The organism is Stutzerimonas chloritidismutans (assembly GCF_020783375.1).
Taxonomy (GTDB): domain Bacteria; phylum Pseudomonadota; class Gammaproteobacteria; order Pseudomonadales; family Pseudomonadaceae; genus Stutzerimonas; species Stutzerimonas kunmingensis.
The window spans coordinates 39,393-63,212 of sequence record NZ_CP086067.1 but is presented as its reverse complement, the minus strand read 5'-3'; the positions used below and the strand labels follow the sequence as shown (position 1 = coordinate 63,212).

26 protein-coding genes are annotated in these 23,820 nt (G+C 62.9%); 9 read left to right on the top strand and 17 right to left on the bottom strand.

The window, feature by feature from the left end:
• Positions 1-135 precede the first annotated feature (135 nt).
• From trpB to LLJ08_RS00305, 3 genes are all read left to right on the top strand, one after another.
• The gene (gene trpB, locus LLJ08_RS00315; protein WP_228207920.1) at positions 136-1,347 is read left to right on the top strand and encodes a tryptophan synthase subunit beta; all 1,212 of its coding nucleotides are present in this window, start codon (positions 136-138) and stop codon (positions 1,345-1,347) included.
• A complete protein-coding gene (gene trpA / locus LLJ08_RS00310; RefSeq protein ID WP_125897389.1) occupies positions 1,344-2,165 on the top strand; it encodes a tryptophan synthase subunit alpha in 822 nt (273 codons plus the stop codon). Before trpB ends, trpA begins: the two co-directional genes overlap by 4 nt.
• A 183-nt stretch (positions 2,166-2,348) precedes the next feature.
• Positions 2,349-2,678: a DHCW motif cupin fold protein gene (locus LLJ08_RS00305; protein WP_044313698.1), complete on the top strand. Its 330-nt coding sequence runs from the start codon at positions 2,349-2,351 to the stop codon at positions 2,676-2,678.
• Between the two features lie 110 nt (positions 2,679-2,788).
• On the opposite strand, the gene LLJ08_RS00300 is transcribed toward LLJ08_RS00305, so the two are convergent.
• From LLJ08_RS00300 to LLJ08_RS00285, 4 genes are all read right to left on the bottom strand, one after another.
• Positions 2,789-2,977, bottom strand: coding sequence for a DUF1289 domain-containing protein (locus LLJ08_RS00300; RefSeq protein WP_228207919.1), 189 nt, complete (start codon positions 2,975-2,977; stop codon positions 2,789-2,791).
• Positions 2,978-2,979: 2 nt separating this feature from the next.
• The gene (locus tag LLJ08_RS00295; RefSeq protein WP_228207918.1) at positions 2,980-3,351 is read right to left on the bottom strand and encodes a hypothetical protein; all 372 of its coding nucleotides are present in this window, start codon (positions 3,349-3,351) and stop codon (positions 2,980-2,982) included.
• A gap of 206 nt (positions 3,352-3,557) precedes the next feature.
• Positions 3,558-4,799 carry a type II toxin-antitoxin system HipA family toxin gene (locus LLJ08_RS00290; protein WP_228207917.1) on the bottom strand — a complete coding sequence of 414 codons (1,242 nt, stop codon included), beginning with the start codon at positions 4,797-4,799 and terminating at the stop codon, positions 3,558-3,560.
• Positions 4,796-4,987: a helix-turn-helix domain-containing protein gene (locus LLJ08_RS00285; protein ID WP_228207916.1), complete on the bottom strand. Its 192-nt coding sequence runs from the start codon at positions 4,985-4,987 to the stop codon at positions 4,796-4,798. The genes LLJ08_RS00290 and LLJ08_RS00285 overlap by 4 nt, the downstream gene beginning before the upstream one ends.
• A gap of 305 nt (positions 4,988-5,292) precedes the next feature.
• On the opposite strand from LLJ08_RS00285, the gene yghU reads away from it, so the two are divergent.
• The 3 genes from yghU (at position 5,293) to LLJ08_RS00270 (ending at position 7,859) form a co-directional block, all read left to right on the top strand.
• Positions 5,293-6,135 carry a glutathione-dependent disulfide-bond oxidoreductase gene (gene yghU, locus LLJ08_RS00280; protein ID WP_228207915.1) on the top strand — a complete coding sequence of 281 codons (843 nt, stop codon included), beginning with the start codon at positions 5,293-5,295 and terminating at the stop codon, positions 6,133-6,135.
• Between the two features lie 309 nt (positions 6,136-6,444).
• Entirely contained in the window at positions 6,445-7,254 is an 810-nt protein-coding gene (locus LLJ08_RS00275; protein WP_046617367.1) for a hypothetical protein, read from the top strand.
• A 212-nt stretch (positions 7,255-7,466) separates the two neighbouring features.
• Positions 7,467-7,859, top strand: coding sequence for a hypothetical protein (locus LLJ08_RS00270; RefSeq protein WP_046617500.1), 393 nt, complete (start codon positions 7,467-7,469; stop codon positions 7,857-7,859).
• 97 nt (positions 7,860-7,956) lie between these two features.
• On the opposite strand, the gene LLJ08_RS00265 is transcribed toward LLJ08_RS00270, so the two are convergent.
• The 10 genes from LLJ08_RS00265 to LLJ08_RS00220 all read right to left on the bottom strand — a co-directional run bounded on the left by LLJ08_RS00265 (position 7,957) and on the right by LLJ08_RS00220 (position 15,746).
• Positions 7,957-8,460: a DUF4126 family protein gene (locus LLJ08_RS00265; protein ID WP_228207914.1), complete on the bottom strand. Its 504-nt coding sequence runs from the start codon at positions 8,458-8,460 to the stop codon at positions 7,957-7,959.
• A 97-nt stretch (positions 8,461-8,557) separates the two neighbouring features.
• A complete protein-coding gene (locus tag LLJ08_RS00260) occupies positions 8,558-8,962 on the bottom strand; it encodes a hypothetical protein (protein WP_038655767.1) in 405 nt (134 codons plus the stop codon).
• A gap of 115 nt (positions 8,963-9,077) precedes the next feature.
• Positions 9,078-9,371 (bottom strand): GNAT family N-acetyltransferase, encoded by a 294-nt coding sequence (locus LLJ08_RS00255; RefSeq protein WP_228207912.1) that lies wholly within the window; start codon positions 9,369-9,371, stop codon positions 9,078-9,080.
• A gap of 212 nt (positions 9,372-9,583) precedes the next feature.
• Positions 9,584-10,312, bottom strand: a complete 729-nt coding sequence (locus LLJ08_RS00250; RefSeq protein WP_228207911.1) for a Type 1 glutamine amidotransferase-like domain-containing protein — start codon at positions 10,310-10,312, stop codon at positions 9,584-9,586.
• 52 nt (positions 10,313-10,364) lie between these two features.
• Positions 10,365-12,200, bottom strand: a complete 1,836-nt coding sequence (locus LLJ08_RS00245; protein ID WP_228207910.1) for an ABC transporter ATP-binding protein — start codon at positions 12,198-12,200, stop codon at positions 10,365-10,367.
• 250 nt (positions 12,201-12,450) lie between these two features.
• Positions 12,451-12,978 carry a DUF1993 family protein gene (locus LLJ08_RS00240; RefSeq protein ID WP_256445890.1) on the bottom strand — a complete coding sequence of 176 codons (528 nt, stop codon included), beginning with the start codon at positions 12,976-12,978 and terminating at the stop codon, positions 12,451-12,453.
• Between the two features lie 196 nt (positions 12,979-13,174).
• Positions 13,175-13,378 (bottom strand): hypothetical protein, encoded by a 204-nt coding sequence (locus tag LLJ08_RS00235; RefSeq protein ID WP_228207908.1) that lies wholly within the window; start codon positions 13,376-13,378, stop codon positions 13,175-13,177.
• A gap of 56 nt (positions 13,379-13,434) precedes the next feature.
• Positions 13,435-14,505: a YaaC family protein gene (locus LLJ08_RS00230; RefSeq protein WP_084799395.1), complete on the bottom strand. Its 1,071-nt coding sequence runs from the start codon at positions 14,503-14,505 to the stop codon at positions 13,435-13,437.
• A gap of 88 nt (positions 14,506-14,593) precedes the next feature.
• Positions 14,594-15,292 (bottom strand): hypothetical protein, encoded by a 699-nt coding sequence (locus tag LLJ08_RS00225; protein WP_228207907.1) that lies wholly within the window; start codon positions 15,290-15,292, stop codon positions 14,594-14,596.
• A complete protein-coding gene (locus tag LLJ08_RS00220) occupies positions 15,285-15,746 on the bottom strand; it encodes a nuclease-related domain-containing protein (RefSeq protein WP_228207906.1) in 462 nt (153 codons plus the stop codon). Before LLJ08_RS00220 ends, LLJ08_RS00225 begins: the two co-directional genes overlap by 8 nt.
• 235 nt (positions 15,747-15,981) lie before the next feature.
• Here LLJ08_RS00220 and LLJ08_RS00215 point away from each other — a divergent pair, with 235 nt between their 5' ends.
• A complete protein-coding gene (locus tag LLJ08_RS00215) occupies positions 15,982-16,521 on the top strand; it encodes a DUF421 domain-containing protein (protein WP_228208969.1) in 540 nt (179 codons plus the stop codon).
• 131 nt (positions 16,522-16,652) lie between these two features.
• The gene (locus LLJ08_RS00210) at positions 16,653-17,540 is read left to right on the top strand and encodes a LysR substrate-binding domain-containing protein (protein WP_228207905.1); all 888 of its coding nucleotides are present in this window, start codon (positions 16,653-16,655) and stop codon (positions 17,538-17,540) included.
• An 11-nt stretch (positions 17,541-17,551) separates the two neighbouring features.
• Here LLJ08_RS00210 and LLJ08_RS00205 read toward each other — a convergent pair whose 3' ends face one another.
• From LLJ08_RS00205 to LLJ08_RS00195, 3 genes are all read right to left on the bottom strand, one after another.
• Positions 17,552-19,594, bottom strand: a complete 2,043-nt coding sequence (locus tag LLJ08_RS00205) for an ATP-binding protein (protein ID WP_228207904.1) — start codon at positions 19,592-19,594, stop codon at positions 17,552-17,554.
• Between the two features lie 433 nt (positions 19,595-20,027).
• Complete coding sequence (locus tag LLJ08_RS00200; RefSeq protein ID WP_228207903.1) at positions 20,028-21,509, bottom strand: YdgA family protein; 1,482 nt, start codon at positions 21,507-21,509, stop codon at positions 20,028-20,030.
• Between the two features lie 184 nt (positions 21,510-21,693).
• Entirely contained in the window at positions 21,694-21,891 is a 198-nt protein-coding gene (locus LLJ08_RS00195; RefSeq protein ID WP_023446418.1) for a DUF2934 domain-containing protein, read from the bottom strand.
• Between the two features lie 248 nt (positions 21,892-22,139).
• On the opposite strand from LLJ08_RS00195, the gene pgm reads away from it, so the two are divergent.
• Positions 22,140-23,804: a phosphoglucomutase (alpha-D-glucose-1,6-bisphosphate-dependent) gene (gene pgm, locus LLJ08_RS00190; RefSeq protein WP_228207902.1), complete on the top strand. Its 1,665-nt coding sequence runs from the start codon at positions 22,140-22,142 to the stop codon at positions 23,802-23,804.
• The last annotated feature ends 16 nt before the right edge of the window (positions 23,805-23,820 follow it).

Sequence of the window (23,820 nt, the reverse complement as noted above, 5' to 3'; positions counted from 1 at the left end):
CCGGCCCCCATAGCCGTACCCTGAGGCCATCGCATCATCCGTCGCCTGTGGCAGCGGTCTTGACCGCGAATGCGCCGAAACGCGTTCAGGACAAGTACCCGAGCACAGGCCCGGCAACCGTTACAGGAGCCTCACATGACGTCATATCGCAGCGGTCCCGACGACCGCGGCCTGTTCGGCCGCTTCGGCGGCCAGTTCGTCGCCGAAACCCTGATGCCGCTGATCAACCAGCTGGCTGCCGAGTACGAGAAGGCCAAGAGCGATCCGGCCTTCCTCGAGGAGCTGGCCTATTTCCAGCGTGACTACATCGGCCGTGCCAGCCCGCTGTACTACGCCGAGCGGCTGACCGAGCATTTCGGCGGCGCGAAGATCTACCTCAAGCGCGAAGACCTGAACCACACCGGCGCGCACAAGATCAACAACTGCATCGGCCAGATCCTGCTGGCCAAGCGCATGGGCAAGCAGCGCATCATCGCCGAGACCGGCGCCGGCATGCACGGCGTGGCCACCGCCACCGTGGCCGCGCGCTTCGGCATGCAGTGCGTGGTCTACATGGGCACCACCGACATCGAGCGCCAGCAGGCCAACGTCTTCCGCATGAAGCTCCTGGGCGCCGAGGTGATCCCGGTCACCGCCGGCACCGGCACGCTGAAGGACGCGATGAACGAAGCCCTGCGCGACTGGGTGACCAACGTCCACAACACCTTCTACCTGATCGGCACCGCCGCCGGCCCGCACCCCTACCCGGCCATGGTGCGCGACTTCCAGTCGGTGATCGGCAACGAAGTACGCGAGCAGATCATGCAGAAGGAAGGCCGCCTGCCCGACTCGCTGGTCGCCTGCATCGGTGGCGGCTCCAACGCCATCGGCCTGTTCCACCCGTTCCTCGATGACGAAGCGGTACAGATCGTCGGCGTCGAAGCGGCCGGTCACGGCATCGACACCGGCAAGCACGCCGCCAGCATGGCCGGCGGTGCGCCGGGCGTGCTGCACGGCAACCGCACCTTCCTCTTGCAGGACGCCGACGGCCAGATCACCGATGCGCATTCGATTTCCGCCGGCCTCGACTACCCAGGCGTCGGCCCTGAGCACGCCTGGTTGCACGAGATCAAGCGCGTCGAATACGTGCCTTGCACCGACGACGAAGCGTTGAAAGCTTTCCACCAGTGCTGCCGCCTGGAAGGCATCATCCCGGCGCTGGAGTCCGCCCACGCCCTGGCCGAAGCCTTCAAGCGCGCGGCGAAGCTGCCCAGGGAGCACCTGATGGTGGTCAACCTCTCCGGCCGCGGCGACAAGGACATGCAAACCGTCATGCACCACTACGACGAACAGGAAGAACATATATGAGCTCGGTGAACTCCCGTCTGCAGTCGCGCTTCGCACAGCTGAAGCAGGAAAACCGCGCCGCGCTGGTGACCTTCGTGACCGCCGGTGACCCGGACTACGCCACCTCGCTCGCCATCCTCAAGGGCCTGCCGGATGCCGGCGCCGACGTCATCGAGCTCGGCATGCCGTTCACCGACCCGATGGCCGACGGCCCGGCGATCCAGCTGGCCAACATCCGCGCCCTGGCAGCCAAGCAGAACCTGCCGAAGACGTTGCAGATGGTCCGTGAATTCCGCGAAACCAACAGCAGCACCCCGCTGGTTCTGATGGGCTACTACAACCCGATCTTCGCCTATGGCGTCGAGCGCTTCGTCAGCGATGCGAAAGAAGCCGGTGTCGACGGCCTGATCGTCGTCGACCTGCCGCCGGAGCATAACGACGAACTCTGCGACCCGGCCCAGAGCGCCGGCATCGACTTCATCCGCCTGACCACCCCGACCACCGACGACCAGCGCCTGCCGGTCGTGCTCAACGGCAGCTCGGGCTTCGTCTACTACGTCTCGGTGGCCGGCGTGACCGGTGCAGGTTCCGCCACCCTGGAACACGTCGAGGAAGCGGTAGCGCGCCTCAAGCGCCACACTGACCTGCCGGTGTGCGTCGGCTTCGGCATCCGCACGCCGGAACAAGCCGCCGCCATCGCACGGCTGACCGAAGGCGTGGTGGTGGGCTCGGCGCTGATCGACCAGATCGCTGGGGCCAAGAGCCCGGAAGACGCGGTGGAAGGTGTGCTCGGCCTGTGCCGCCAGCTCAGCGCCGGAGTACGCGGCGCCCGCGGTTGAGGCTTTAGTGCGGTAACCGAAAAGCCGCTGTACCCGTGAGAGGGCAGCGGCTTTTTCGTTCGTGTACGGGCGTTCGTTGCCTCAGGAACGGCCTATCCGGTGGGCTTCAAGCCACCACGGCGCCGTATCTATCACCACTGCTTTTCTGCAAGACCATTCACTCATTGCCTACAGGCGTCAGACATGGACATCAACGACCTCCCCTTCGGTACTACCGACTGGGCGACTATTGAACCCACCCTGCATCCAGGCGAAACCGGCAGCGCTTACTGGCGCACCCGCCAGTTTGGCCCCATCCGCGTGCGCATGGTCGAGTACACCCCGGGTTATCTGGCCGACCACTGGTGCAGCAAGGGCCATATCCTGCTGTGCCTGGAGGGCGAGCTGCACACCGAGCTTCCTGATGGGCGCCGCTTCATCCTTACGCCGGGCATGAGCTACCAGGTCGCCGACGGCGCCGAGCCGCATCGTTCATCTACCCAAGTGGGGGCAAAGCTGTTCGTGGTGGATTGATTGCGTCACCTCTGCACCTGAGGCGCACGACGCGGGATCAGCGCCTGCGATGCAGATGCGCGGTGGACGATCAGACCGCCATCGACAGCAGAGGCGCCCCATCGCTCGGCTCAGCCTTTCTTTTTCTTCTTTTTCAGCGCCTTCAACCGCTGCGCCGCGCGCTCCACGACGGCCTTCTTGTCCGGGCGCTTCATGCGTTTCCATTTGCGGATCTCGTCCTTGGTGCGGCCGGAGCTGGTACAGACTTCGTCCGTGAGCTTGCAGACGGAAATGCACGGATTCTCGACGTCCTTGCCCACGGTCAGTGCCGTGTCGTGGCGTTGCGGGCTAGGCGACGTTGCCAGTCACCGCCATCGTCGCGCCGGCAGGCTTCCTCGCTGTCGAAGCGCACCGGTGCGCGCAGAGCGCTCATGTCGATGCCTGCCTCGGCCAGCGCCGCCTGGGTCAGTGCCTGCATGCGCGCGCCCTGCCCTTGGCCAATCGCCAGCGCCCGCTGTGCCTCGGTGACGAATACCCAGGTGACCTGCAGGCTCTCGGGGAAGCGCGCGTAATCGACCTCATGGGTGAGCCAGCTGAAGCCGACGACCTCCGCCTTGCCCGCCTCGCAGGCCTGGCTCAGGCAACTGGCAAGTTGCCGTTCCATACGGGTCTGATCGCGTTTGCTGAGGGGCATCGTGAAGTCCTGTATCCGGCTTAGGCCCCGAGTGGATGGGACAGTAGGAAGGAGTCTAGCGCGACCGCTGCATGCCGGATCGTCGGCACCGCTTGTTGTCAGTACCACTGATCGATTACTGACTATGGTTGCCACGCTCGCGGCAATCTCACACAGCGAGGCGCTAGCGTGGGCTGTAGGCAGTCATGAAGGAAGGACCCTGGGCGCTACAGCTTGCGGTAGCGGCGGCACTGCTGAACGACGTATTTGCGCACATGCTGCACCTTCGCCCAAGCCACCTCATCCATGCCAACCGTCTGCAGTTCAGCTTGCAACTCGGCGCTATTGGCAGCTGGCTCGATCAGATCCAGCATTTGCCGCAGCTCCCGCAGTACGAACGGCGGCGCAAGGCCCATGTGGCGCGCCAGCTCTTCCCAATCGGCTCTGCGCAGCTGCTGCGGATGGAAGTTACCGCCCACCGCGAAACCAAGACTGGGGCTGTATGGCAGCACCATCGTACATACCAGGTCATAGGCCGGCGCCAATGACCAGCGCCCCTTGGCGTCTTGTAACAGCGAAATGTTCTTGGCATGGCCATCGCTGTTGCCGGCCAGCACGTTGAATATCTGCCAGCGCAGCAGCTGGCGCACCTGCAGCGCAGGCATGGCCGTCACCGCGCGCAACAGGTCTGCGCAGGCAGCCAGCGTCGGGCCGCCCTCTTCCTGGTACTTGAGCCGCCGCGGATAGCCAAGCGCCTGGCACATGTCCTCCTGGTGCACACGCTCGATCTGGTTATCCACTCGCTCACGATCGTAACGAGTCACAGCAAGATAGTGAGCCTTCCCTGCCTGACCTGCGTGCGAGTCGGGAACCACAAGCCCAGCGATCCGAGCCAGGCGGTTCATATAGAGCTCGTTGAAAACCAACGCCGGCTTTAGCGAGAACTTGATCAGATGCGAAGAAGCGGCGGTGCCGCGCGGGAGGTAGAGCTGGCCGCCTTCGAGGATTACGGGAATCTTGTCCTGGGCGCCGGCAAGCGAAAGCCGTGTCGCCTTGCCCGGCTGGAACAAGGCGTAGCGCTCCTTACCCTGCGCCCACCGCGCCAGCTGATTGGGGTCGACCGGTTCCTGGCCAGATTCGATCAACGCATCGGCCCGCTCCGGGTCAACAATGCGCAACGCACCGGCACAATCACCACCGATGGCGGCCAACAGCGAAAAGTCGTCATCGGCGATCCCAAGCCGGTTCACCAGCAACTGCCGCGAAGCTTCTTCGGGAAGCAGATTGGCAAACCAGTTGTGTGCCGTGCCGAGCCTTGGCGCAAACACACCGGTTGCAAGCGGCAAGCTATTGGAGATTGCAAACCGCGCTGCTTCGCTATAACGAAAACCCATGCTGCGGCCATCGTCACCCAGCCAAAGCTCACCGATACGGCAATCACCCCGGTAGACGCCGAGCAGTCCGCTCACAGGTCGCTCCCGTCACGTCTAGCCGCCAACAGCTCGATGCCAAGCGTATGACACACGTTCAGCACCCGCCCGAACGAACAGCTCTCGCGGCCATTTTCCAGCTCGCTCAGAAAGCGCACGCTCACGCCACATAGACCGGCAGCGTCCACCAGACGCAGCCCCTGCCCCTTGCGGGTGCGCTGGATCATCTTGCCCAGCTCGGCCATTGATATAAACGCGGTAGGTCCACCCATTTTCCCGTTCCGTACAATTTGCTCTTCTGAAACAGCTCACTTCCGTTTTTTTCCCAATAGGGAAAATACTCTCCACTGCTGGCCGGTGCACTGGATTTTTTACCGATCGGGAAAAAGATCTTCTAGTCCATCTCAAAAAACCCCTCGCAGAACAAACCATCGCCCATCGATGACCAATATCGACCCGCTTGATTTCGACAGCGCCGGCCGAGGGCGTAGCATGCCCTGCACATCCCCAGTAGCCACCGAGGAGATTGTTCATGCCTGATATCCCTTACGTCCCGCCGAAGGTCTGGACCCACGACGCGCCCTCGGGCGGCAAGTTCGCCAGTATCAATGCCCCCACCGCCGGTGCGCGGGAGGAGAAGGTGCTGCCGGTGGGCAAACATCCGCTGCAGCTTTACTCGCTGGCCACGCCCAATGGCGTGAAGGTCTCGATCATGCTCGAGGAGCTGCTCGCCGCCGGCCACAGCGGTGCCGAGTACGACGCCTGGCTGATCAACATCGGTGAGGGCGATCAGTTCGGCAGCGGCTTCGTCGAGATCAATCCGAACTCGAAGATCCCCGCGCTGGCCGATCACAGCGTCGCAGGCAAACCGCTGCGGGTGTTCGAATCCGGCTCGATTCTGGTCTACCTGGCGGAGAAGTTCGGCGCCTTCCTGCCCACGGAAATCCGTGCGCGTACCGAGACGCTGAACTGGCTGTTCTGGCAGATGGGCTCGGCGCCCTTCCTCGGTGGCGGCTTCGGCCATTTCTATGCCTACGCGCCGGAGAAGTACGAGTACCCGATCAACCGCTACGCGATGGAGGCCAAGCGCCAGCTCGACGTGCTCGACCGCCAGCTGGCGCAGAACCGCTACGTGGCCGGTGACGACTACAGCATCGCCGACATGGCGATCTGGCCCTGGTACGGCGTGCTGGCGCGGGGCGAGCTGTACGACGCTGGCGAATTCCTTTCCGTGCAGGACTACAAGCACGTCCAGCGCTGGGCCGCGGAAGTCGCCGAGCGCCCGGCCGTGATCCGCGGGCGCAAGGTCAATCGCACCTGGGGCGATGAATCCGAACAGGCCCCCGAGCGCCACAGCGCCGCTGACCTGGACTGAACCGCAACCCGAGCGGGCGGTGGAAGGCGCGAAGCCTTTCCACCGCCCGCCATCTTGCCCTGGCAGGCTGCCCGGCCCCGTCTGCCGAGGGGTCCTGCTTCAACGTCCCTCATCGCCGCGCAGCGACTGCACGGCCCTCCTCCGACCGCTGATCCTCCACGCTGAACTATGCCAGTGCGCTCCTACCCAATATTCATGAGCGCCGTTAAATCCGCGACAGACGCGGCCAGCATCAGCACACGGCCGCCGCCATCGCGACAGGTGCAGAGCGCTCACAACCCGGTTGTTCAACACAACGTGAGGTGGATCATGAGACATACACTGGTAGCAGCGTTCGCAACGCTGACCGACGCCAACCGCACCCGCGGCGATCTGATGTCGCGGGGCATAGCGCGCGAACAGATTCACGCCATTGGTGCCGAGAGCGCCGATATCCATGCCTACGATGCGCCCTACACCACCACTCCCGACGTCCCGGTGGATCGTACGCATCACGAATCCAAGGTCACGCACTTCTTCAAATCGCTGTTCGGCCATGAACCGCACGAAACGCACCGCCACTACGCCACCGCCTATCCAGATGCCGTACGCCGCGGTGCGCTGGTGATCGCTGTGGATGTCGACGATGAAGATCAGCTGGCCAAGGCGCGCGATGCCCTGGAATACAACGGTGCCATCGACATCAACGAGCGCGGCGGCAGCGGCGCAGTCGAAGGCTATCCAGGCCCGAGCAGTCCCTATGCTGGCGCGACCGGCGGCGACAGCCACCTCGACAAGCACTTCAGCGCAACCGGCACGGCAACCGCTGGCAGCGACCGCCCTCTGAGTGGCGCGCACACCGGCGACGGTGCCCACATCGGCAATACAACCGCGCCCGGCGCCGATCCGACCGATTACAACGACCGCAGCTCGGCCGACACCGGTCGCTATGACATCGGCGGCGCGGCCAAGCGCGCCGGCACCGACTACCCGGAAACCACCGCCACCACGGCACCCACCGGTGCTGGCGCGACCGGCCACGGCAGCAGCCCTGACACGCCGGAAGTGGCACCCGGCGTCGGCACCCGTGACGCCGGCCTCTGCCGCGACCGCATTTGCGTGATCCAGCGACCGAGCTGACCGCTGCTGCGCAGTACCACGGGCCGCATCACGCGGCCCGTTTTATGTCATGTCCCGACCGGGCAGCCGCACCCTGACGACGCGCAATCCATCACGGCTTAAGCCTGCTGCGACGATTGGCGCAGGGCCGGACTGCTGAGTGCTGGATGCACCTGGCGTATTCTGGCGCTTCAGGCGGCCCGAGCGCCGCCAAGCATGTAGAGGGCCACGCCATGCCTACGCTGGGAACCATCTCGTCCTGTCTGATGCTCTGCCTTGCCGCTTCGAGCGCCTGGGCCGCACAACCCGCCATGGAGCAGACGGAAGGCGACTCGAAGAGCGCCTTCGTCCTGCATGAAGGCGGCAACATGCACACCGACCAGGCGGCCCTGCGCGAGCGTCGCGCCAAGGCGTACGAAGTGGAGCTGCGCGAAGCCCATGACGAGCTGATGGCCGCCAAATACGCCATCACTCAAAAGTACCTGGCCAAGCTGCCCGCCCACGAGCGCGAAGCACTGCGGGCCGAAGTGGCCGCGCAACACGCCACCTTCGCCTACCGCTACCCCGAAGCCCACGCGCGCTTGCTGCAGAGCAATCCGCACAAGACCGAGATCAGCCAGGACTGACGGGTCCCGAGGGCAACCCGCGTAGGGTGGAAAACGGCAACGCCTTTTCCACGCGTCCACATCACCGCCCCGCGAAACGCGCGGAGTACATGGCTTCTTACCGCCCGCGCCGACCCTCGCCCAACGCCCGCCGCAGCCCGGCTCGGCCAATCACCAACGCCAGACATTCCTCCACCGCACCCAGGGCCGCATTGACCAGCGGCCTCGGTTGATAGGGCTTGCGCAGGCTCAGCCCGACCCTGGATGCGACCAGCGCCGCCGTCGCACCGAGCAACGCCGGCACCAGCACCGGCTCGCGACGGACACCCGCCAACGCGGCCGCGCTGACGCCGCCGGACAGCGCACGAAACATCATCGACGGCACGATGGTGCGATCCGGCGCAAAGGGCATCTTGTCGCCGATCATCTCGCTGGCCGCGAGCGTTGGCAGAAAGGTCTGCGCGGTGTCCGACGTCAGCAGTTGCGCGGCCTCCCCCGCCCCGGCGAGATCATCGCGCTCGCTCAACGCCCGGCTGACCAGTGTCGGCGCCAGCATGCTGCGCATGCCCGTCACTGCCCCGATCGCCAGGGCGGCCCATAACAGATTGCTCGAAGTCGACATCGTCAGATCTCCCGGTGGTTACCAATACCGACCGGGCGCCCGCCGCCAGCGTTCGGCTGCGCAGCGCAGCCAGCGACGGATGAATCGCTCGCAGTGCTCACCACTGGTAAAGCCCGTAAGCAAACACGCCAAGGCCAAAGCCCATCTGCGCCAGCAACAACGCGCGGATAGCGAAGGTGTAGCTGATCACCCGGCTCTGCCCCAGCGCATCGGCAGCGAACAGCCGGTAACTCTCGGGATACTCGGCTTCCATCTCCTTCAGCGCCGTGATGGTCAGCTCCAGCAACTGCCGGCTGCGTGCATCCACCAGCCAGAACACCTGCGCCAGCAAGACGGTAAAGGCGCCGAGCAGGATCAGCAGCCCGGGCGAGAAGCCGCGCTGCAGCGCCGCCAGCACGCCGCCATCGGCAAAGATTGCCAGCACCACGAAGAAGTTGAAGCCACGCAGGCGCTGCTCGGCATTGAGCTTGAAATGCGCCCAGACAAACTCTCGACCATCCACGCGCTTGCCCTCAGAGGAAACCAGCTGCTGAAGCGACGCCACGCGGCGCAGCGGCAGCGATCACTCAGATAAGAGCGTCGGCTCCGGCAATAAATCCCGCCGGAAGGTGCGGCGCTCAGGCCGGATCGACCAGGTCCTGCCATTCCTTGTGGCGCTCGATGTAGCTGGCGATGAACTCGCACTGCGGCACCACACGCTTGTCGCGGCGCCGTGCATCCGCCAGCGCGGCCTTGGCCAGCACACTGCCCAGCCCCTCCCCGGACAGGCTGGGGTCGACCTCGGTATGGGTAAAGACCATCCGCTCGCCCTGCTCGTTGTACTCGGCAAAGCCGAGCGGCTGGCCGTCGACCAGCAACTCATAGCGCTGCTGCGCGGCATCGTGGCGGACGCTGGCTTGTCGATCGCTCATGGTGGGCTCCCTCTCAGTTAATGACTGCGCTAGAGGTACGAGTGAGCGCAGTGTATGAGGGTTCAGGTGGCGCGACGACGAACCGGAATGTGCCGTGCGCGTTGCTCAGGGCCTTGCAAGCCCGCGCCATGCCACTGCTCCAGAGGTAGCGGCGGCAAGGTCATTTGGTAACTGATAGAGGCTTGGCAGAGCAGCAAGCCTTGAAGCTGGCGTTAGCCTCGTTTGCCGCTCGTTTGGATTTCAGCGTGACCACCCGACACGACGATCGCCTGGTTATTGCTGAATGGGCGAAGCGCCAATGCCTGCCCATACTCCTTCAGCACCTGCTCGACGGCCTCGTCGAACGGCGCATTCCGGTAATGCGGCAGCGGGTAGAAATCGACCAGCCCCAGTGCGGTGTAGGACTCCAGCTCAGGCGCCGCAGTGACGTCGTCCAGCGCCCGAATATAGTCAATGCTCGGGGCGAGTATCGCGGAGCCGGCGGATTCGCCGATATAGCACTTCCCGGCCCTGACCTGTTCCGCGATCAACCTGTCCGCGCCTGTGCGCTTCAGCTCCTGCAGCAGAAAGAACGTGTTGCCGCCGGACACATAGATGTAATCGCCACGTTCGAGCTTGCTGACGATCTCGTCCTGAGTTGCAGTTGAAACCTCGAGCTCATCGATCACCAGACCGGCTTTGATAAGCGCCTCCCTGGCCGCAACAAGGTAGGAATTGACCTCCTCGGCAAGGCTTGCCGTAGGAATCAACGTAACCGTCTTGCCGCTGCACTCGCCTTTGGTGAACGTGACAAACAAGTCCACGACTTCAGCAAAGGAGGATGTCAGGAAAATATTCATGGTTACCTCTGCGCTCGATTGAATTTGGGCTTGCTTCTTGAGAAAACGGCCGGACAGCTGATACAGACCTGCTGCGCTGCGTGGGAGTGCCGCGAGCATCATGTTCCTGCCGCCTGTACGAACTCACCCGCTACCAACCCCACGCCCGTTCGAATCAATCTACCCCGACGAACCCACCGGTCTGGTGCTGCCACAGCCGCGCATAGAGGCCACCGCGGGCGATCAGCTCGGCGTGGGTGCCGGTCTCGATCACCTGCCCCTTGTCGATCACCACCAGCCGATCCATGCGCGCGATGGTCGACAGCCGGTGGGCGATGGCGATCACCGTCTTGCCTTCCATCAGGGTATCCAGACTCTCCTGAATCGCCGCCTCGACCTCCGAATCCAGCGCCGAGGTGGCTTCGTCGAGCACCAGGATCGGCGCGTCCTTGAGCAGCACCCGGGCGATGGCGATGCGCTGCCGTTGCCCGCCGGAGAGCTTCACGCCGCGCTCGCCCACCATCGCCTCGAAGCCCTTGCCGCCCTGGCTATCGTCCAGGGTCTTGATGAACGCATCCGCGCGGGCCTTGCGCGCCGCGGCCCAGAGTTCTTCCTCTGTGGCGTCGGGCTTGCCGTAACGCAGGTTGTCGCGGATCGAACGGTGCAGCAGGGAGGTGTCCTGGGTGACCACGCCGATATTGGCGCGCAGGCTTTCCTGGCTGACCTCGGCGACGTTCTGCCCGTCGATCAGGATGCGCCCGCTTTCCAGGTCATAGAGGCGCAGCAGCAGGTTGACCAGTGTCGACTTGCCCGCGCCGGACGGCCCGACCAAGCCGATCTTCTCGCCCGGGCGAATGTCGATGCTTAGCCCGCTGATCACCCCGCCGCTTTTGCCGTAATGGAAATGCACATCCTCGAAGCGCACGCCGCCCTGCTCCACCTGCAGCGGCCTGGCGTCCTCGGGGTCGAGCACATCGCGCGGCCGGACGATGCTCTTCATGCCGTCCTGCACAGTGCCGACGTTCTCGAAGATGCCGTTGACCACCCACATGATCCACTCGGCCATGTTGTTGATGCGGATCACCAGGCCCAGCGCCAGGGCGATGGCGCCTGTGGTGATCAGCGCCTCGCTCCACAGCCACAGCGCCAGCGCGCCGGTGCCGACGATCAACAGGCCGTTCATGCAGGTGATGAGGAAATCCAGGCTGGTGATCACCCGCGACTGCAGGCGGAACTTGCCAAGCAGCTCCTGCATCGCCTCGCGGGCGTAGCTCTCCTCCTCCCGCGAATGGGCGAACAGCTTCAGCGTGGCGACGTTGCTGTAGCCGTCCACCACCCGCCCCATCACCTTCGAACGCGCCGCGGACGCCGCCGCCGAGCGCGCGCGGATACGCGGCACGAAGTACCAGAGTGCGGCGCTGTAGCCGACGATCCACAGCAGCAAGGGCACGATCAGGCGCAGGTCAGCAGCGGCGAACAGATACAGCGCGCTGCCGGCATAGACCACCACATGCCAGAGCGCATCGATCACCTGCATGGCCGAATCGCGCAGCGACGGCCCGGTCTGCATCACGCGCTGAGCGATGCGCCCGGCGAAATCGTTCTGGAAGAAGTTCAGGCTTTGCTTGAGCACGTACCGATGGTTCTGCCAGCGGATCAGATTGGTCAGCCCCGGATTGATCGCCTGATGCGTCAGCAGGTTGTGCAGGCCGAACACCAGCGGCCGGATGACCAGCGCCACCGCCGCCATCCACAGCAACTCGTTGCGGTGCTCGGCAAAGAAGGTCCGCGCGTCATCGGTCGCCTGAGCCATATCGATCAACTGGCCGAGAAAGCTGAACAGCGCCACCTCGATCAGCGCCGCGAAAAAGCCCACCACCAGCACAGCCGTCATCAGCGGCCAGACCTGCTTCAGGTAATGGGCATAGAAACGCAGCATTCCGGCCGGCGGCGCAACGTCCGGGCTGGGCTTGAAGACATCGATCAGGTTTTCGAAACGGCGGAACAACATGGGGAGGTCTGCTTTGTGGCGAGGTGGGCGAACATCGTTCGCAAATACGACCGCGCGGGCGCGGCATCCCGGTTGGACGCCCCAAGCCAGCGAGCGTTTCGCCAACCACCTGCTCTGCCCGTCGATTCGCATCGGTGGACAAGCGCAGCGTTGTCCACCCTACGCCACTCCGCCTCCTCTGCCGACCCCGCGCATGCGTAGGGTGGAAAACGGCGAAGCCTTTTCCACGCGTTACGTCCGGGCCACCTCGTTAGCCCTTCGGAATCGATTCCGCCCGCAGATACGGCAGCATATGGGTCACGTAGTCCGCCTTGCCCAGCTCGATCCCTTCCTTACGCAGGATCGAATACGCGGTCATCACATGGAAATAGAACTGCGCCAGCGTCCAGTCACGGGCGTACTGGTCCGCGGTCAGGTCGAAGATCATCCCATTCGCCAGCTCGTGGGCGATTGGCTTGTCCGCGTCCATATCCAGCGCATCGGCAGCGAGGCCTTCGAGCAGCGCCACCGTCTCATCGATCCGGGCATACGAATCGGCCAGCGAGCCTGGCCGCTCTCCAGCCTGCCGCCCCTCGTCCAGCAGCTCGTTGATCACAGCCGGAAAGGCCTCGCGTCTCAGCCGGCACACAGCCTCTCGCGCCTGCACGCAGGCAAAGCGAACCTGGGTCGACAGCGGAAACATATCCGGCGCCAGCCGCGCGGATAACAACGCCTGCGCCTCCGCTTCCGGTAGCTGGGCCTGCGCCTTCTTTAGCCAGGCGGAGAGAGTTTTGAGCATTTGCGTGAAGGTGGGAACTAGGAGGGTTGTTAGGTGCATGGGTGCTTACCATTGTGAATGGAGGTGGAAAACCTAAGACGATGAAGTCATAAGGTGCTATGAAGCTAGCCACCTGAAAATAAATCTAACCCGTTTTTCCATGAGCTGGCATCTGAACGTTAAATAGGCTTTCCAATATCCTTGGACTGAGCGCTAACTAATAACCCTTACCTTTCAAGTATTTTTCCTTTGCTATATCTATATCTATATCTATATCTTTATTTATAGATTGAGACCAACCCCGTTCGAATGCATCATATTCTGTAGATCCTAACGGGTACCTATTTTCGTATCTTCCTTTATTAGAAAAGTAGCTTTCTTTGCCTTCTTTATATGCCGCATGATCATGAATGCTGTTCATTAGCTATCACCATTTGAAACGACGGGAATCAATTGAACCATTTGAAACGCGAGTCTTCATATCGCTGAAAATGGAATCACGCATTCTCGTGCCGTCGTAATTGACACTAATTGGTAGAGAAATTGACGAGGTGTTAAGCTAACAAACTCACTCACTAATGGGCGGAGATCACCCTCCAGCAAAGATCTTATCTCTAATGGTCGATAACGTGCTGCGCTGCCAAGGTAGAACATCGCCATTAAAGAATATGCAAGATGTGGGACATCTCCAGGGCGGAGGTCTATGTAGTATCGGTAGCCCTGCTGGGTGAGTATTGGAACCACATCGAGCGCAGAATACTCAGCTAATATGTTTTTATATTTCCGGTCAAGGTTATCTCTGGTAAAAGACTTTCTGCGTTTTGCTCGATAAACGACTTGCTTGTCGCGTGGATAACCTTCCTTAAAATATGCCGATCGATTACCTTTTAGGAATCGACTAGTATCTACTTTTGCCTCTTGCTCTTTATCAAAAATTAGCTCAGTGAAAAGGAAATCTCTATTTGAGTTCACTTGGAACTCTATTTTTACCGGAAGTAATTTTCGCTTGGTGATGTGACCAAGGCTGGCATAGATGCCATGAACCTCGGGCACATGAGATAGGGCTTGTCTGAAGTCGACCTCAAGAGGAGCCTTTATTTCTCTTCCAAGTTCGGCACAGAAATGCGAAAAGACATTGAAAGCGTCCTTCATTTTCGGCTTAGCTTCTATAGTCAGCCTTTTTCCAAGCGGAAGCATTAGTCCATGATGCTCAAAAGTTGTTTCTAAATCAGCACCGCGAAGAGATAGAAACGATTTTACAAGATCAAGCATGCCGTAGTAGAAAAGTGTTCCTTGGGCAGGGAGAGGTACGCTCTGTGCTGCGCGGTAAAAATCCTCAGCAAGGGAAGCATAATAGATTGCGCGCTCAATGCGCTCACGGTTGGCACCACGCTTACCTGCAAGTTTTGTTTGCAGATGAGAACTGAGGAAAGCCCAAGGATCGCTGGATAGGACTTGCTGTTCTCCGGCCCCCAACTCTACAAATGAGTATCGAAGCCGATTATACTTGTACAGGGCTATCTCACCTTTCTCAATTACACGCGGCATAATTGTCCTTGAAAACTAAATTTTATTAACGGAGCGGACATTAGCCATCCATGCAAGCGGAGCGAACGATTTGATCCAGCCATGTGACTCATAGCTCAATTACTCGAACTTTACGTTTTTTATCTTTCGACTCACGCCACACCATTACACGAAACTGCTGTCCAATAGGTTGCTCTGGCGTAGGTTTAGGTATTCGCGGCTTCTTGTTTATAACCTTTTTAAATATTTCACTTTCGACGCCACTCAAAGGCAAATTTAACTGCTTCGCAAGTATTGGCGCATTTTCAAATAATGTTCTTAGCTCACTTGTGAAATCTGGTTCGGAGCGTAAATCCTCTCCAAATATTGCCTCAGCCTCTATCATGGCTTGCTGCGCAGTTATTTTTCCCTGCTGAACTTTTAAAAATAACCTGTTAAGTTGACCCAGCGACCCACTATGTTTTTTTATTTTTGCTTTAGTTTCTCTGCTTGTAAACGGGGCAACCGCATGATTCGCCAAATAGTCACTCGCAGCACTAATTTGACTTTGAATTGTTTGGGACCCAGCCATGAATGAGCCGTACTGTCCAATCCCAATATAGATCGCGTAAAGGCATGCAGCAACTTTTGCATTTACCTTAATTGATCCCTCTTCAATTTCTAAAACTAGTGCGTAATCAGGGACCTTTAGAACCTTCCCGATATATGACTCCCACTCATCAAACAAATTTGTTGAGTAGTGCTCAAATTCTTTCCGGGGCAGGCTCGGCACGTTGATGTATAGGTCTGTTCCCCCGAGATCAATCATGCTTCATCCATTTATTCACAAATGTCACAACTATGATTAGACGCAACTGGTGCATAAAACAACGAACAAATAAGCAGTAAAATGAAACAGGCTTATTTTCTTGTTCTTGCTGTAGCAGGTCTTTCTTGAGCACCATGCCGACATCAACGACATAGGAGCGCGCCTGCAGCATCGGGTTGGCGACGGTCTTCAGGCCGCTGCTGGTGTACAGGGTGACCTTGCCGTGGGTGGCGCTCTGGATGGTGGCGAGCTTCCAGTCCTTGACCTCGAGCACGAGGATGCCGCGCCGTGGGTGCAGCACGACAAAGTCGGGATAGCGCGCCTTGGGCCCGACCGGGACGTTGCTCCAGCAGAGGTAGTCGTCTTCGAGTAGCTTTTCCAGCCGCTCGGCGAAGCGCCGCTCGCCGGGTGTGTCGAACTGGCATTGCGAGCGGACAGGGAAAAAGCGCGCCATCTTTACCTTCCTTGGTAGCGGGCCGGTGCAGATCGTAGCGTCGCAGCGGAACCGTGATCGAGTGCGCAGTTGCTGCGCGTGATGGCACATTAGCCACTGCTTCCGTATGGGTAAAGCAGACGATGGATTAATCCTCGGTTTTCACGCCGTCGCCTGACGCGCGGTCACTGGCGCCGTATGCACTTTCCGCCCACCTACCCTGTCCACCCTGCATGGCTCAGTTGCGGAGGTGATCGTGGAAGGCATGTTTTTCAGTAGCGCAACGACGTTGATTCGCACGCTGGTGGTGGGCGTGCTGGCCTATATCAGCCTGGTGTTGCTGTTGCGTCTGTCGGGGCGGCGGACGTTGTCGAAGATGAATGCATTTGATCTGGTCGTGACGGTGGCGCTGGGTTCGACCTTCGCGACGATTCTGCTCAATCGCAATGTGTCGCTGGCCGAGGGGGTGCTGGCGTTCGCGCTGTTGATCGGGCTGCAGTATGTGGTCACCTGGTCCAGCGTGCGGGTGGCGTGGGTGCGGCGGACGGTGACGGGCGAGCCGGCGCTGCTGTTCTTTCGCGGGCGTTTTCTCGGCGATGCCATGCGCGCGGCGCGGGTGACCGAGGATGAGGTGCGGGCTGCGGCGCGCAGCCAGGGGCTGGCCGCGCTGGATGGCATCGAGGCGGTGGTGCTGGAGACCGATGGCAGTTTCAGCGTGATCACCGATGGCGCAGGCGACGGCCGTTCCACGCTGGACGGGGTGAATGTACCGGGCCCGAATGAAAAGGGCGTTTGAGGCCGTGACGCGCCTCGGCGGCGACTGATCGACGGGCCTGCCGCCGGGGGCCCGCGCCGGTCCGGTTGCCGCCACGCGGCGCTGCCGCCAGACTCGTTGCTCCTGCCAACCCTTCGATGCGACTCCCACCGATGAAAACCAACCTCGACGAAATGCTCGCCTTTATCAGCGTGGTCGACAGTGGCTCGATCAGCGCTGCGGCCGTGCAGCTGGACCAGACCGCTTCGGGCGTCAGCCGGGCGTTGAGTCGGCTGGAGGACAAGCTGGCGGTAACGCTGTTGCGCCGCACCACACGGCGCCTCGAGCTGACCGAGGAGGGCGAGGTGTTCCTGGCGCAGGCGCGGCGCATTCTGGCCAGCGTGGAGGAGGCCGAGGAACAGATGGCGCTGCGGCGGCAGACACCGGCGGGGCGTCTGCGGGTCAACACCGCTTCGCCGTTCATGCTGCACGTGATTGCGCCGCTGATCGGCGACTTTCGCGCGCGCTACCCGCAGATCGAGCTGGAGCTGTACAGCGACGATCGCATCATCGACCTGCTGGAGCGGCGCACCGATCTGGCCATCCGCATCGGCCCGCTGCCGGATTCCAGCCTGCATGCGCGGCCGCTGTGCCACACCATGCGCCGGGTGCTGGCGAGCCCGGCCTATCTGCAGCGGCATGGCGTGCCAGAGAGCGTCGAGGCGCTGGCCGGGCACAGCCTGATCGGCTTTACCGAGCCGGATCGACTCAACGACTGGCCGTTGCGCCATGCGCTGGGGGAGAGCTGGCGGATCACCCCGGCGCTGCGTGTCTCCAGCGGCGATACCGCGCGTGAACTGGCGCTGGCCGGCGAGGGGTTGGTGTGCCTGTCCGACTTCATGACCGAGAAGGATCGCCAGCGCGGCGAGCTGGTGGAGGTGCTGGCGGCGCAGCGTGTCGACGTGCGCCAGCCGATCAATGCGGTGTACTACCGCAACAGCGCGCTGGCCTCGCGCATCGCCTGCTTTATCGACTTTCTCAGCGAGCGCCTGGGCGCGTAGCCGGCCACGCCTCAACCGTTGCCGAGCATCTCGCCGACCTTGCTGGCGAAGACGTCGATGGCGAAGGGCTTGGTGATCACCGCCATGTCCGGGCCAAGAAAATCGTTGGCGGCGAAGCTTTCGGCATAGCCGGTGGCGAACAGCACCTTCAGACCGGGGCGTTGCTGGCGGGCGATATCGGCCAGTTGCCGGCCGTTCATGCCGGGCAGGCCGACGTCGGAGATCAGCAGGTCGATGCGCTGCTCGCTCTCGGTGATGCAGAGCGCTTCGCTGGCTTCGCCGGCCTCCAGGGTTTCGTAGCCCAGCTCGTTCAGCACCTCGACCACCAGCGAGCGGACCACCGGCTCATCCTCGACCACCAGGATGGTTTCGCCAGCGCCTGTGGGCGTGCGCTCGGGTTCGTGGGCGAGGGCGGTGGCTTCACCCTGATGCACTGGCAGGTAGAGGTGCACCCGCGTGCCGATGTCCGGTTCGGACTCGATCTGGATGTAGCCCTTGGCCTGCTTGATGTAGCCATACACCATCGATAGCCCGAGTCCGGTACCCTGGCCGATCGGCTTGGTGGTGAAGAACGGCTCGAAGGCTCGCGTCATGACGTTCGGTGCCATGCCGGTGCCGGTGTCGGTGACGCTGAGCAGCACGTACTCGCCGGCGCTCATGCCGCGCTTCTTCGGATCGGGCGTCTCGCCCATGGTGAAACTGGCGGTCGACAGGGTGATACGACCGCCGTAGGGCATGGCATCGCGCGCATTGATGACGAGGTTGATCAGCGCGCTTTCCAGCTGGTTGACGTCCATGCAGGCGGGCAGCAGCCCGGCGCTGAGGCGCGTCTCGATGGTGATGTTCTCGCCCGTGGTGCGATGCAGCAGATCCTCCAGCGAGGCCACCAGCTGGTTGACGTCGACCGGCTTGAGGTCGAGCGCCTGCTGCCGTGAGAAGGCCAGCAGCCGCTGGGTCAGCGCGGCGGCGCGCTGGGCGGACGTCACGGCGGCGCCGATGTAGCGCTCCAGTTCCAGCGACTCGTTGCGCTGATGACGCCGCTGCATCAGGTCGAGGCTGCCGATGATGCCGGTCAGCAGGTTGTTGAAGTCGTGGGCGATGCCGCCGGTGAGCTGGCCCACGGCTTCCATCTTCTGCGCCTGGCGCAGGGCTTCTTCGGCGCGGCTGCGCTCGGCGACCTCGGTGGCCACCCGCGCTTCGAGGGTCTCGTTGAGCTGGCGCAGGCTGTTCTCGCTGACGCGCAGGGCGTCTTCGGCACGCCGGCGGGCGCTGATGTCGGTGCAGGCGCCGGCGACATAGGCGAGCGCGCCGTTGGCATCGCGAAAGGCCTTGGCCTTGCAGGCCAGCCAGCACTCCGCGCCGGCACGCAGCAGGCGAAACTCCGCGGTGTAGTCGTCGCCCCTGGCGTAGTGAGCGAAGGCCAGCCGTACATCGGCGCGGTCTTCGGGATGGACCTGCTCGACGAAGGTATCGACGCTGGTCACCTTCAGCCCGAGCGGCAGGCGGAAGAGCTGCTCCAGCCCGCTGTCCAGGCTGAGGCTGCCATCGCTGAAGAGCCAGGTGAACGTACCAATACCGGAGCCGAGCAGCGCAGCGCGAAAGCGCTCCTCGAAATGGCTGAGACTGGCGCTGCCCTGACGCAGGACTTCCTCGGTCACGTCTTCGACCTGATGGATGATGTAGAGCACGGCGCCGTGCTCATCGAGCACCGGGACATTCAGCGGCCGCCAGTAGCGCAGCTCGAAACCGCCGCCCTGCGCCGCGGGCCGGGGGATGTCGTAGCGGGTAATCGCCATGCGGTCCGGCGCGCGGCTGCGCAGGACGCGCTCGAGCGAGTCGCGCAAAACGCTGGTGCCGAACTCGGTCGGGTCGTCCGGGTTCTTGCGGAACACGTCGAAGACCGGTCTGCCGATGCTTTCTTCCCTGCGCGTGTAGGTAGCGCGCAGCTGCGCATCGCTTGCAGCGAGGATGGTGAAATCCTGATCAGGCGCGAGGATCAGATGCAGGTTGGGGACGGCTTCGAATATCGCCTGATAGTTGAGCGTCTGCGTCATCGGACAAACGGGCCCTTTGAATGAAACCCCGGCAGGGCGGTTCGCCACCGGCCAGGGGCTGCATGGTTTGAATGAGCGTGTGTTTTCTCGCTGCGCCAGGCCGGAATCGGCTGAGTCCCGGCTCGGCCTGGCGCATTTGTCATATTCAGCAGAGGCGGCGAGAGCGACGATGGTTCCGGCCACCTGACGGAGCGCAGGCGAATACCGGAATAGGGCGACGCGCGGGCGTAGGCAGGTGCAGGTAGCGCCCGCAGGGAGATCAGGTCAGCGGTCGCGCAGCCGGCTCGGGGCAGGGCGAGGGCAGGAAGGTGTCGGGAGGTGACGGGTGATCGGAACGCCGCAAACGCCCTAAAGCGACACGGCCCTGCCCAGCGAGGTGCTGAACAGGGCCGCGGGGTTTTCTGTCACTGCGGACGCATCCGCAGGCTGACGCTTACTGGCCGAGCAGACCGGCGTTCTGCGCCGAACCGAAGGCGAAGCCGATGAATTCCTGCACGCTCATTTCGCGGCCGTTGAAGGTCACCCGGTTGTCAGCGTAATGCAGCGAGCTGACCAGGCGTTCGCCTTCCAGGCGCGACCAGCCGGTGTCCAGCGCCATGCCGCTGAACAGCTCGGTGGCGGCGTCGGTTTCCTGCTGCAGTGCCGCCTTATCGAGCTGGCCGTCAGGCTGGTTGTTCTGCGCGACCAGCCCGGCGATGTCGCGCACCAGGTCCTTGTCGATACCGGCTTCGGCCTTGAGCGAGGCGAGCATGCTGGTGATCATCGCATCCGGGGTGAAGGCTTCTGCGCTCGGCGATTGCAGGTCGAGCACGACGGACAGGCGGGCCGAGCCGTGGGCAGTCTCGAAGCCGAACTCGTCGAGGGCCAGGGTGGGTTTGTGTTCCAGCAGCTGCAGGCCATGCGCCTGCAGTTCCTGCTGCTGGGCGGCGGTCATGCCGACGAAGGATTCCTCCGGCGTGGCGCTGCTGTCGAGGATTGCCTTGTAGCTCGCGACCAGCGCCTTGAGGCTGCTTTCCTCGAGGTTGCGCAGGCTGAAGGCGAGGGCGAGGTTGCGCAAGGTCTGGCCTTTGGCGCTGACCTCGCCGATGCGGTAGGCGATGGTCTGGTCGAGGCCACGGCTGCCGCGGCTCAGCGACTCCTCGACGGAGGCCTGCTGGATGACCACGGCAGGTTCGTCGCCGGCCTTGATTTCCATGCGTTCCAGGGTGATGGCGGACGGGCCGAAGCCGAAGCCCGCGTCATAATCCTGCTTGTCGGCGCTCAGACCGATGCCGCGCAGGCTCACCTGTACCGGGTGGCCGCTGTCGCTGCGCTGCAGGTCGATGTCGACTTCCGCCAGTTCACCGTCCATGCGTACGTCGCTGCCGTCCTTGTTCGCCTCGAAGTTGAGGTTGGCCGGTGCGATGCGCACGCTGCCGTCTTCGTCCTCGATGTTCAGCGCGGCGGTGCGCAGATCGCCGGCCTGGCCGCCGTCGTAGCCGATGGTCACGTCACCCACCAGCGGCACTTCGCCGGAGGCGGCGTCGAACAGCTTTTGCGTCAGCGGCGTGCGTTCGAGTTCGAAATGGCTCTGCGCGGCGACCGGCATCAGCTGACCACGGGTCAGGCGCGAGATGGGGAAGGGGCCGTGTTCGAGGCGATCCTGCAGCAGCAGAGCGTAGTGTTCGGTGTTGCCTTCGTCGTCCGCCACTTCGATGTCGATCTGGTAACGCGCGGTGCTGGAGAGCAGGCCGCGTTCGAAGCTAAGCAGGGTGAGGCCGACCTCTGCACCGGCGCCGACGCTCATCTCGCGCAGCTTGAGGTTGGCCTGGTCGACGGCATCACGGGCGGTCGATTCGACCTGGGTGCTGGTGTAGAAGGTGGCGGCGCCGAAGAGGGCCAGAGGTACGGCAACGGCGAGTGCGAGCTTTTTCATGGAGGCATCCTGTGCGGTGGCTGGGCAGACGTCCTGTCAGCCGATGGTTGGCAAGCTGCGGCACTCTAGCAGCGCGCAGCGGCAGGCTCCAGCGCGCCGGGGCAGAGGATGGGAAGGGTGAGAACGTGGCAGCAGATTCGGGCGGGACGACGCCTGCTGCGCCTTCGCCGCCCTGCCTGCGTGGTTAATGCATGTTGTCCGATTTCGGCATGGGTATCGCCACACTGCTTTCCACACTGCCGGCCTCGGCGTCGCCTTCCTTGTAGAAGGGTTCGATTTCCTCGCGGGCCTGTTGCCAATGCTCGCTTTCCTTGCCTTCCGGCTGGCCTTCGGCTTGCCAGATTTCATAGGCGCGTTGGCGGATTCGCTCGTCGACGTTCATGTGACAACCTCCTGGTCACGGGCTCGCGAACGCGAGCCGCTAAGCAGTGGAAAGGGGGCTGCGGCGGAGGTTCCGGCGGGGCGACGAGCGCGCATGGCCAAAACGTCGCAGGCTGGATAACGCCGCGTATGGAACCGCCGGCGCTGATGCGGTCGAAGCTCTGGATAAATGGCGCCGACTGGCGTTTCATTCGCTTCGCGCCACGCCCGCCTGGGCCGGCGTACCGCCTTTTCGCACAGGACTGACCGATGAGTATCGCCGCCAACGCAGGACGCCTGCCCGACCCGCACACCCTGACCCACCTGCCACGCCTGGTGGCGCGTTACTACAGCGACCGGCCGGACCCGTCCGACCCGGCGCAGCAGGTGGCGTTCGGCACCTCCGGGCACCGCGGCTCCTCGCTCAAGGGCAGCTTCAACGAGTGGCATATCCTCGCCACCACCCAGGCGATCTGCGATTACCGCCGCCAGGAAGGCATCGACGGCCCGCTGTTCATGGGCATGGACACCCACGCGCTGTCCGAACCGGCATTCATCTCGGCGCTGGAAGTGCTGGCAGCCAACGGCATCGAGACGCGCATCGACGCCGGTTGTAGCGAAACCAACGGCGAGCCGGGCTACACGCCGACCCCGGCGATCTCCAACGCGATCCTCAGCTACAACCGCGGCCGCACCAGCGGGCTGGCCGACGGCATCGTCATCACGCCGTCGCACAACCCGCCGGGCGATGGCGGCTTCAAGTACAACCCCACCAACGGCGGCCCGGCCGACACCGGTGTGACCAAGTTGATTCAGGAACGCGCCAATGCGCTGCTGGTCGCCGGTCTCGATGGCGTCAAGCGCATGGATTACCGCCAGGCACTGAAGGCCTCGACCACCCAGCGCTTCGATTTCATCGACGCCTATGTCGGCGGGCTGGAGCGGGTGATCGACCTCGACCCCATCCGCGGCTCGGGCCTGAAGTTCGCCGTCGACCCGCTGGGCGGCGCCGGCGTGCACTACTGGCCGCGCATCGCCGAGCGCTTCGGTTTGCCGCTGGAGGTGCTGTCCACGGTGGTCGACCCGACCTTCCGCTTCATGCGCCTGGACTGGGACGGCAAGATCCGCATGGACTGCAGCTCGCCACATGCCATGGCCGGGCTGATCGAGAACAAGGACCGCTTCGACGTGGCCTTTGCCTGCGACACCGACCACGACCGCCACGGCATCGTCACCCGCTCCGGCGGGCTGATGAACCCCAACCATTACCTGGCGGTGGCCATCGAATACCTGTTCACCCATCGTCCGGGCTGGAGCGCCGAGGCCGGCATCGGCAAGACGCTGGTGTCCTCGTCGATGATCGACCGCGTCGCCGCCGGCATCGAGCGCCGCCTGGTGGAGGTACCGGTGGGCTTCAAGTGGTTCGTTGACGGTTTGATGGATGGCAGCCTCGGCTTCGGCGGTGAGGAATCGGCCGGTGCTTCGTTCCTCGACAAGCAGGGCGGCGCCTGGTCCACCGACAAGGACGGGCTGATCCTCGGCCTGCTCGCCGCGGAAATCACCGCAGTCACCGGCAAGGACCCGAGCGAGCGCTACAAGGCGCTGACCGACCGCTTCGGCGCGCCGGTGTATCAGCGCATCGACGCCGCCGCCAACCGCGAGCAGAAGGCACGCCTGGGCAAGCTCTCTGCGTCGCAGGTCAGCGCCAAGGAGCTGGCCGGCCAGCCGATCACCCGCATCCTCACCGAGGCACCGGGCAACGGCGCGGCCATCGGCGGGCTGAAGGTGGAGACGGCGAACGGCTGGTTCGCCGCACGGCCATCCGGCACCGAGGACGTCTACAAGATCTACGCCGAGAGCTTCGAAGGCGAAGCGCACCTGGCGCGCATCCAGGCCGAGGCCAAGGCGCTGGTGGATTCGGTACTGGCGGGCTGAAAGCCAAGGCCCGGCG

What these genes read in the sequence shown, in the direction of transcription:
- LLJ08_RS00250 (WP_228207911.1), bottom strand. Translation starts at nt 10,312, where the DNA reads ATGATGCTCGCGGCACTCCCACGCAGCGCAGCAGGTCTGTATCAGCTG.
- LLJ08_RS00285 (WP_228207916.1), bottom strand. Translation starts at nt 4,987, where the DNA reads ATGATCCAGCGCACCCGCAAGGGGCAGGGGCTGCGTCTGGTGGACGCT.
- LLJ08_RS00235 (WP_228207908.1), bottom strand. Translation starts at nt 13,378, where the DNA reads ATGAACAGCATTCATGATCATGCGGCATATAAAGAAGGCAAAGAAAGC.
- LLJ08_RS00265 (WP_228207914.1), bottom strand. Translation starts at nt 8,460, where the DNA reads ATGTCGACTTCGAGCAATCTGTTATGGGCCGCCCTGGCGATCGGGGCA.
- LLJ08_RS00225 (WP_228207907.1), bottom strand. Translation starts at nt 15,292, where the DNA reads ATGATTGATCTCGGGGGAACAGACCTATACATCAACGTGCCGAGCCTG.
- LLJ08_RS00245 (WP_228207910.1), bottom strand. Translation starts at nt 12,200, where the DNA reads ATGTTGTTCCGCCGTTTCGAAAACCTGATCGATGTCTTCAAGCCCAGC.
- LLJ08_RS00275 (WP_046617367.1), top strand. Translation starts at nt 6,445, where the DNA reads ATGAGACATACACTGGTAGCAGCGTTCGCAACGCTGACCGACGCCAAC.
- LLJ08_RS00295 (WP_228207918.1), bottom strand. Translation starts at nt 3,351, where the DNA reads ATGCCCCTCAGCAAACGCGATCAGACCCGTATGGAACGGCAACTTGCC.
- LLJ08_RS00305 (WP_044313698.1), top strand. Translation starts at nt 2,349, where the DNA reads ATGGACATCAACGACCTCCCCTTCGGTACTACCGACTGGGCGACTATT.
- LLJ08_RS00220 (WP_228207906.1), bottom strand. Translation starts at nt 15,746, where the DNA reads ATGGCGCGCTTTTTCCCTGTCCGCTCGCAATGCCAGTTCGACACACCC.
- LLJ08_RS00255 (WP_228207912.1), bottom strand. Translation starts at nt 9,371, where the DNA reads ATGAGCGATCGACAAGCCAGCGTCCGCCACGATGCCGCGCAGCAGCGC.
- pgm (WP_228207902.1), top strand. Translation starts at nt 22,140, where the DNA reads ATGAGTATCGCCGCCAACGCAGGACGCCTGCCCGACCCGCACACCCTG.
- LLJ08_RS00230 (WP_084799395.1), bottom strand. Translation starts at nt 14,505, where the DNA reads ATGCCGCGTGTAATTGAGAAAGGTGAGATAGCCCTGTACAAGTATAAT.
- LLJ08_RS00210 (WP_228207905.1), top strand. Translation starts at nt 16,653, where the DNA reads ATGAAAACCAACCTCGACGAAATGCTCGCCTTTATCAGCGTGGTCGAC.
- LLJ08_RS00195 (WP_023446418.1), bottom strand. Translation starts at nt 21,891, where the DNA reads ATGAACGTCGACGAGCGAATCCGCCAACGCGCCTATGAAATCTGGCAA.
- LLJ08_RS00240 (WP_256445890.1), bottom strand. Translation starts at nt 12,978, where the DNA reads ATGCTCAAAACTCTCTCCGCCTGGCTAAAGAAGGCGCAGGCCCAGCTA.
- LLJ08_RS00200 (WP_228207903.1), bottom strand. Translation starts at nt 21,509, where the DNA reads ATGAAAAAGCTCGCACTCGCCGTTGCCGTACCTCTGGCCCTCTTCGGC.
- LLJ08_RS00270 (WP_046617500.1), top strand. Translation starts at nt 7,467, where the DNA reads ATGCCTACGCTGGGAACCATCTCGTCCTGTCTGATGCTCTGCCTTGCC.
- LLJ08_RS00205 (WP_228207904.1), bottom strand. Translation starts at nt 19,594, where the DNA reads ATGACGCAGACGCTCAACTATCAGGCGATATTCGAAGCCGTCCCCAAC.
- trpB (WP_228207920.1), top strand. Translation starts at nt 136, where the DNA reads ATGACGTCATATCGCAGCGGTCCCGACGACCGCGGCCTGTTCGGCCGC.
- trpA (WP_125897389.1), top strand. Translation starts at nt 1,344, where the DNA reads ATGAGCTCGGTGAACTCCCGTCTGCAGTCGCGCTTCGCACAGCTGAAG.
- yghU (WP_228207915.1), top strand. Translation starts at nt 5,293, where the DNA reads ATGCCTGATATCCCTTACGTCCCGCCGAAGGTCTGGACCCACGACGCG.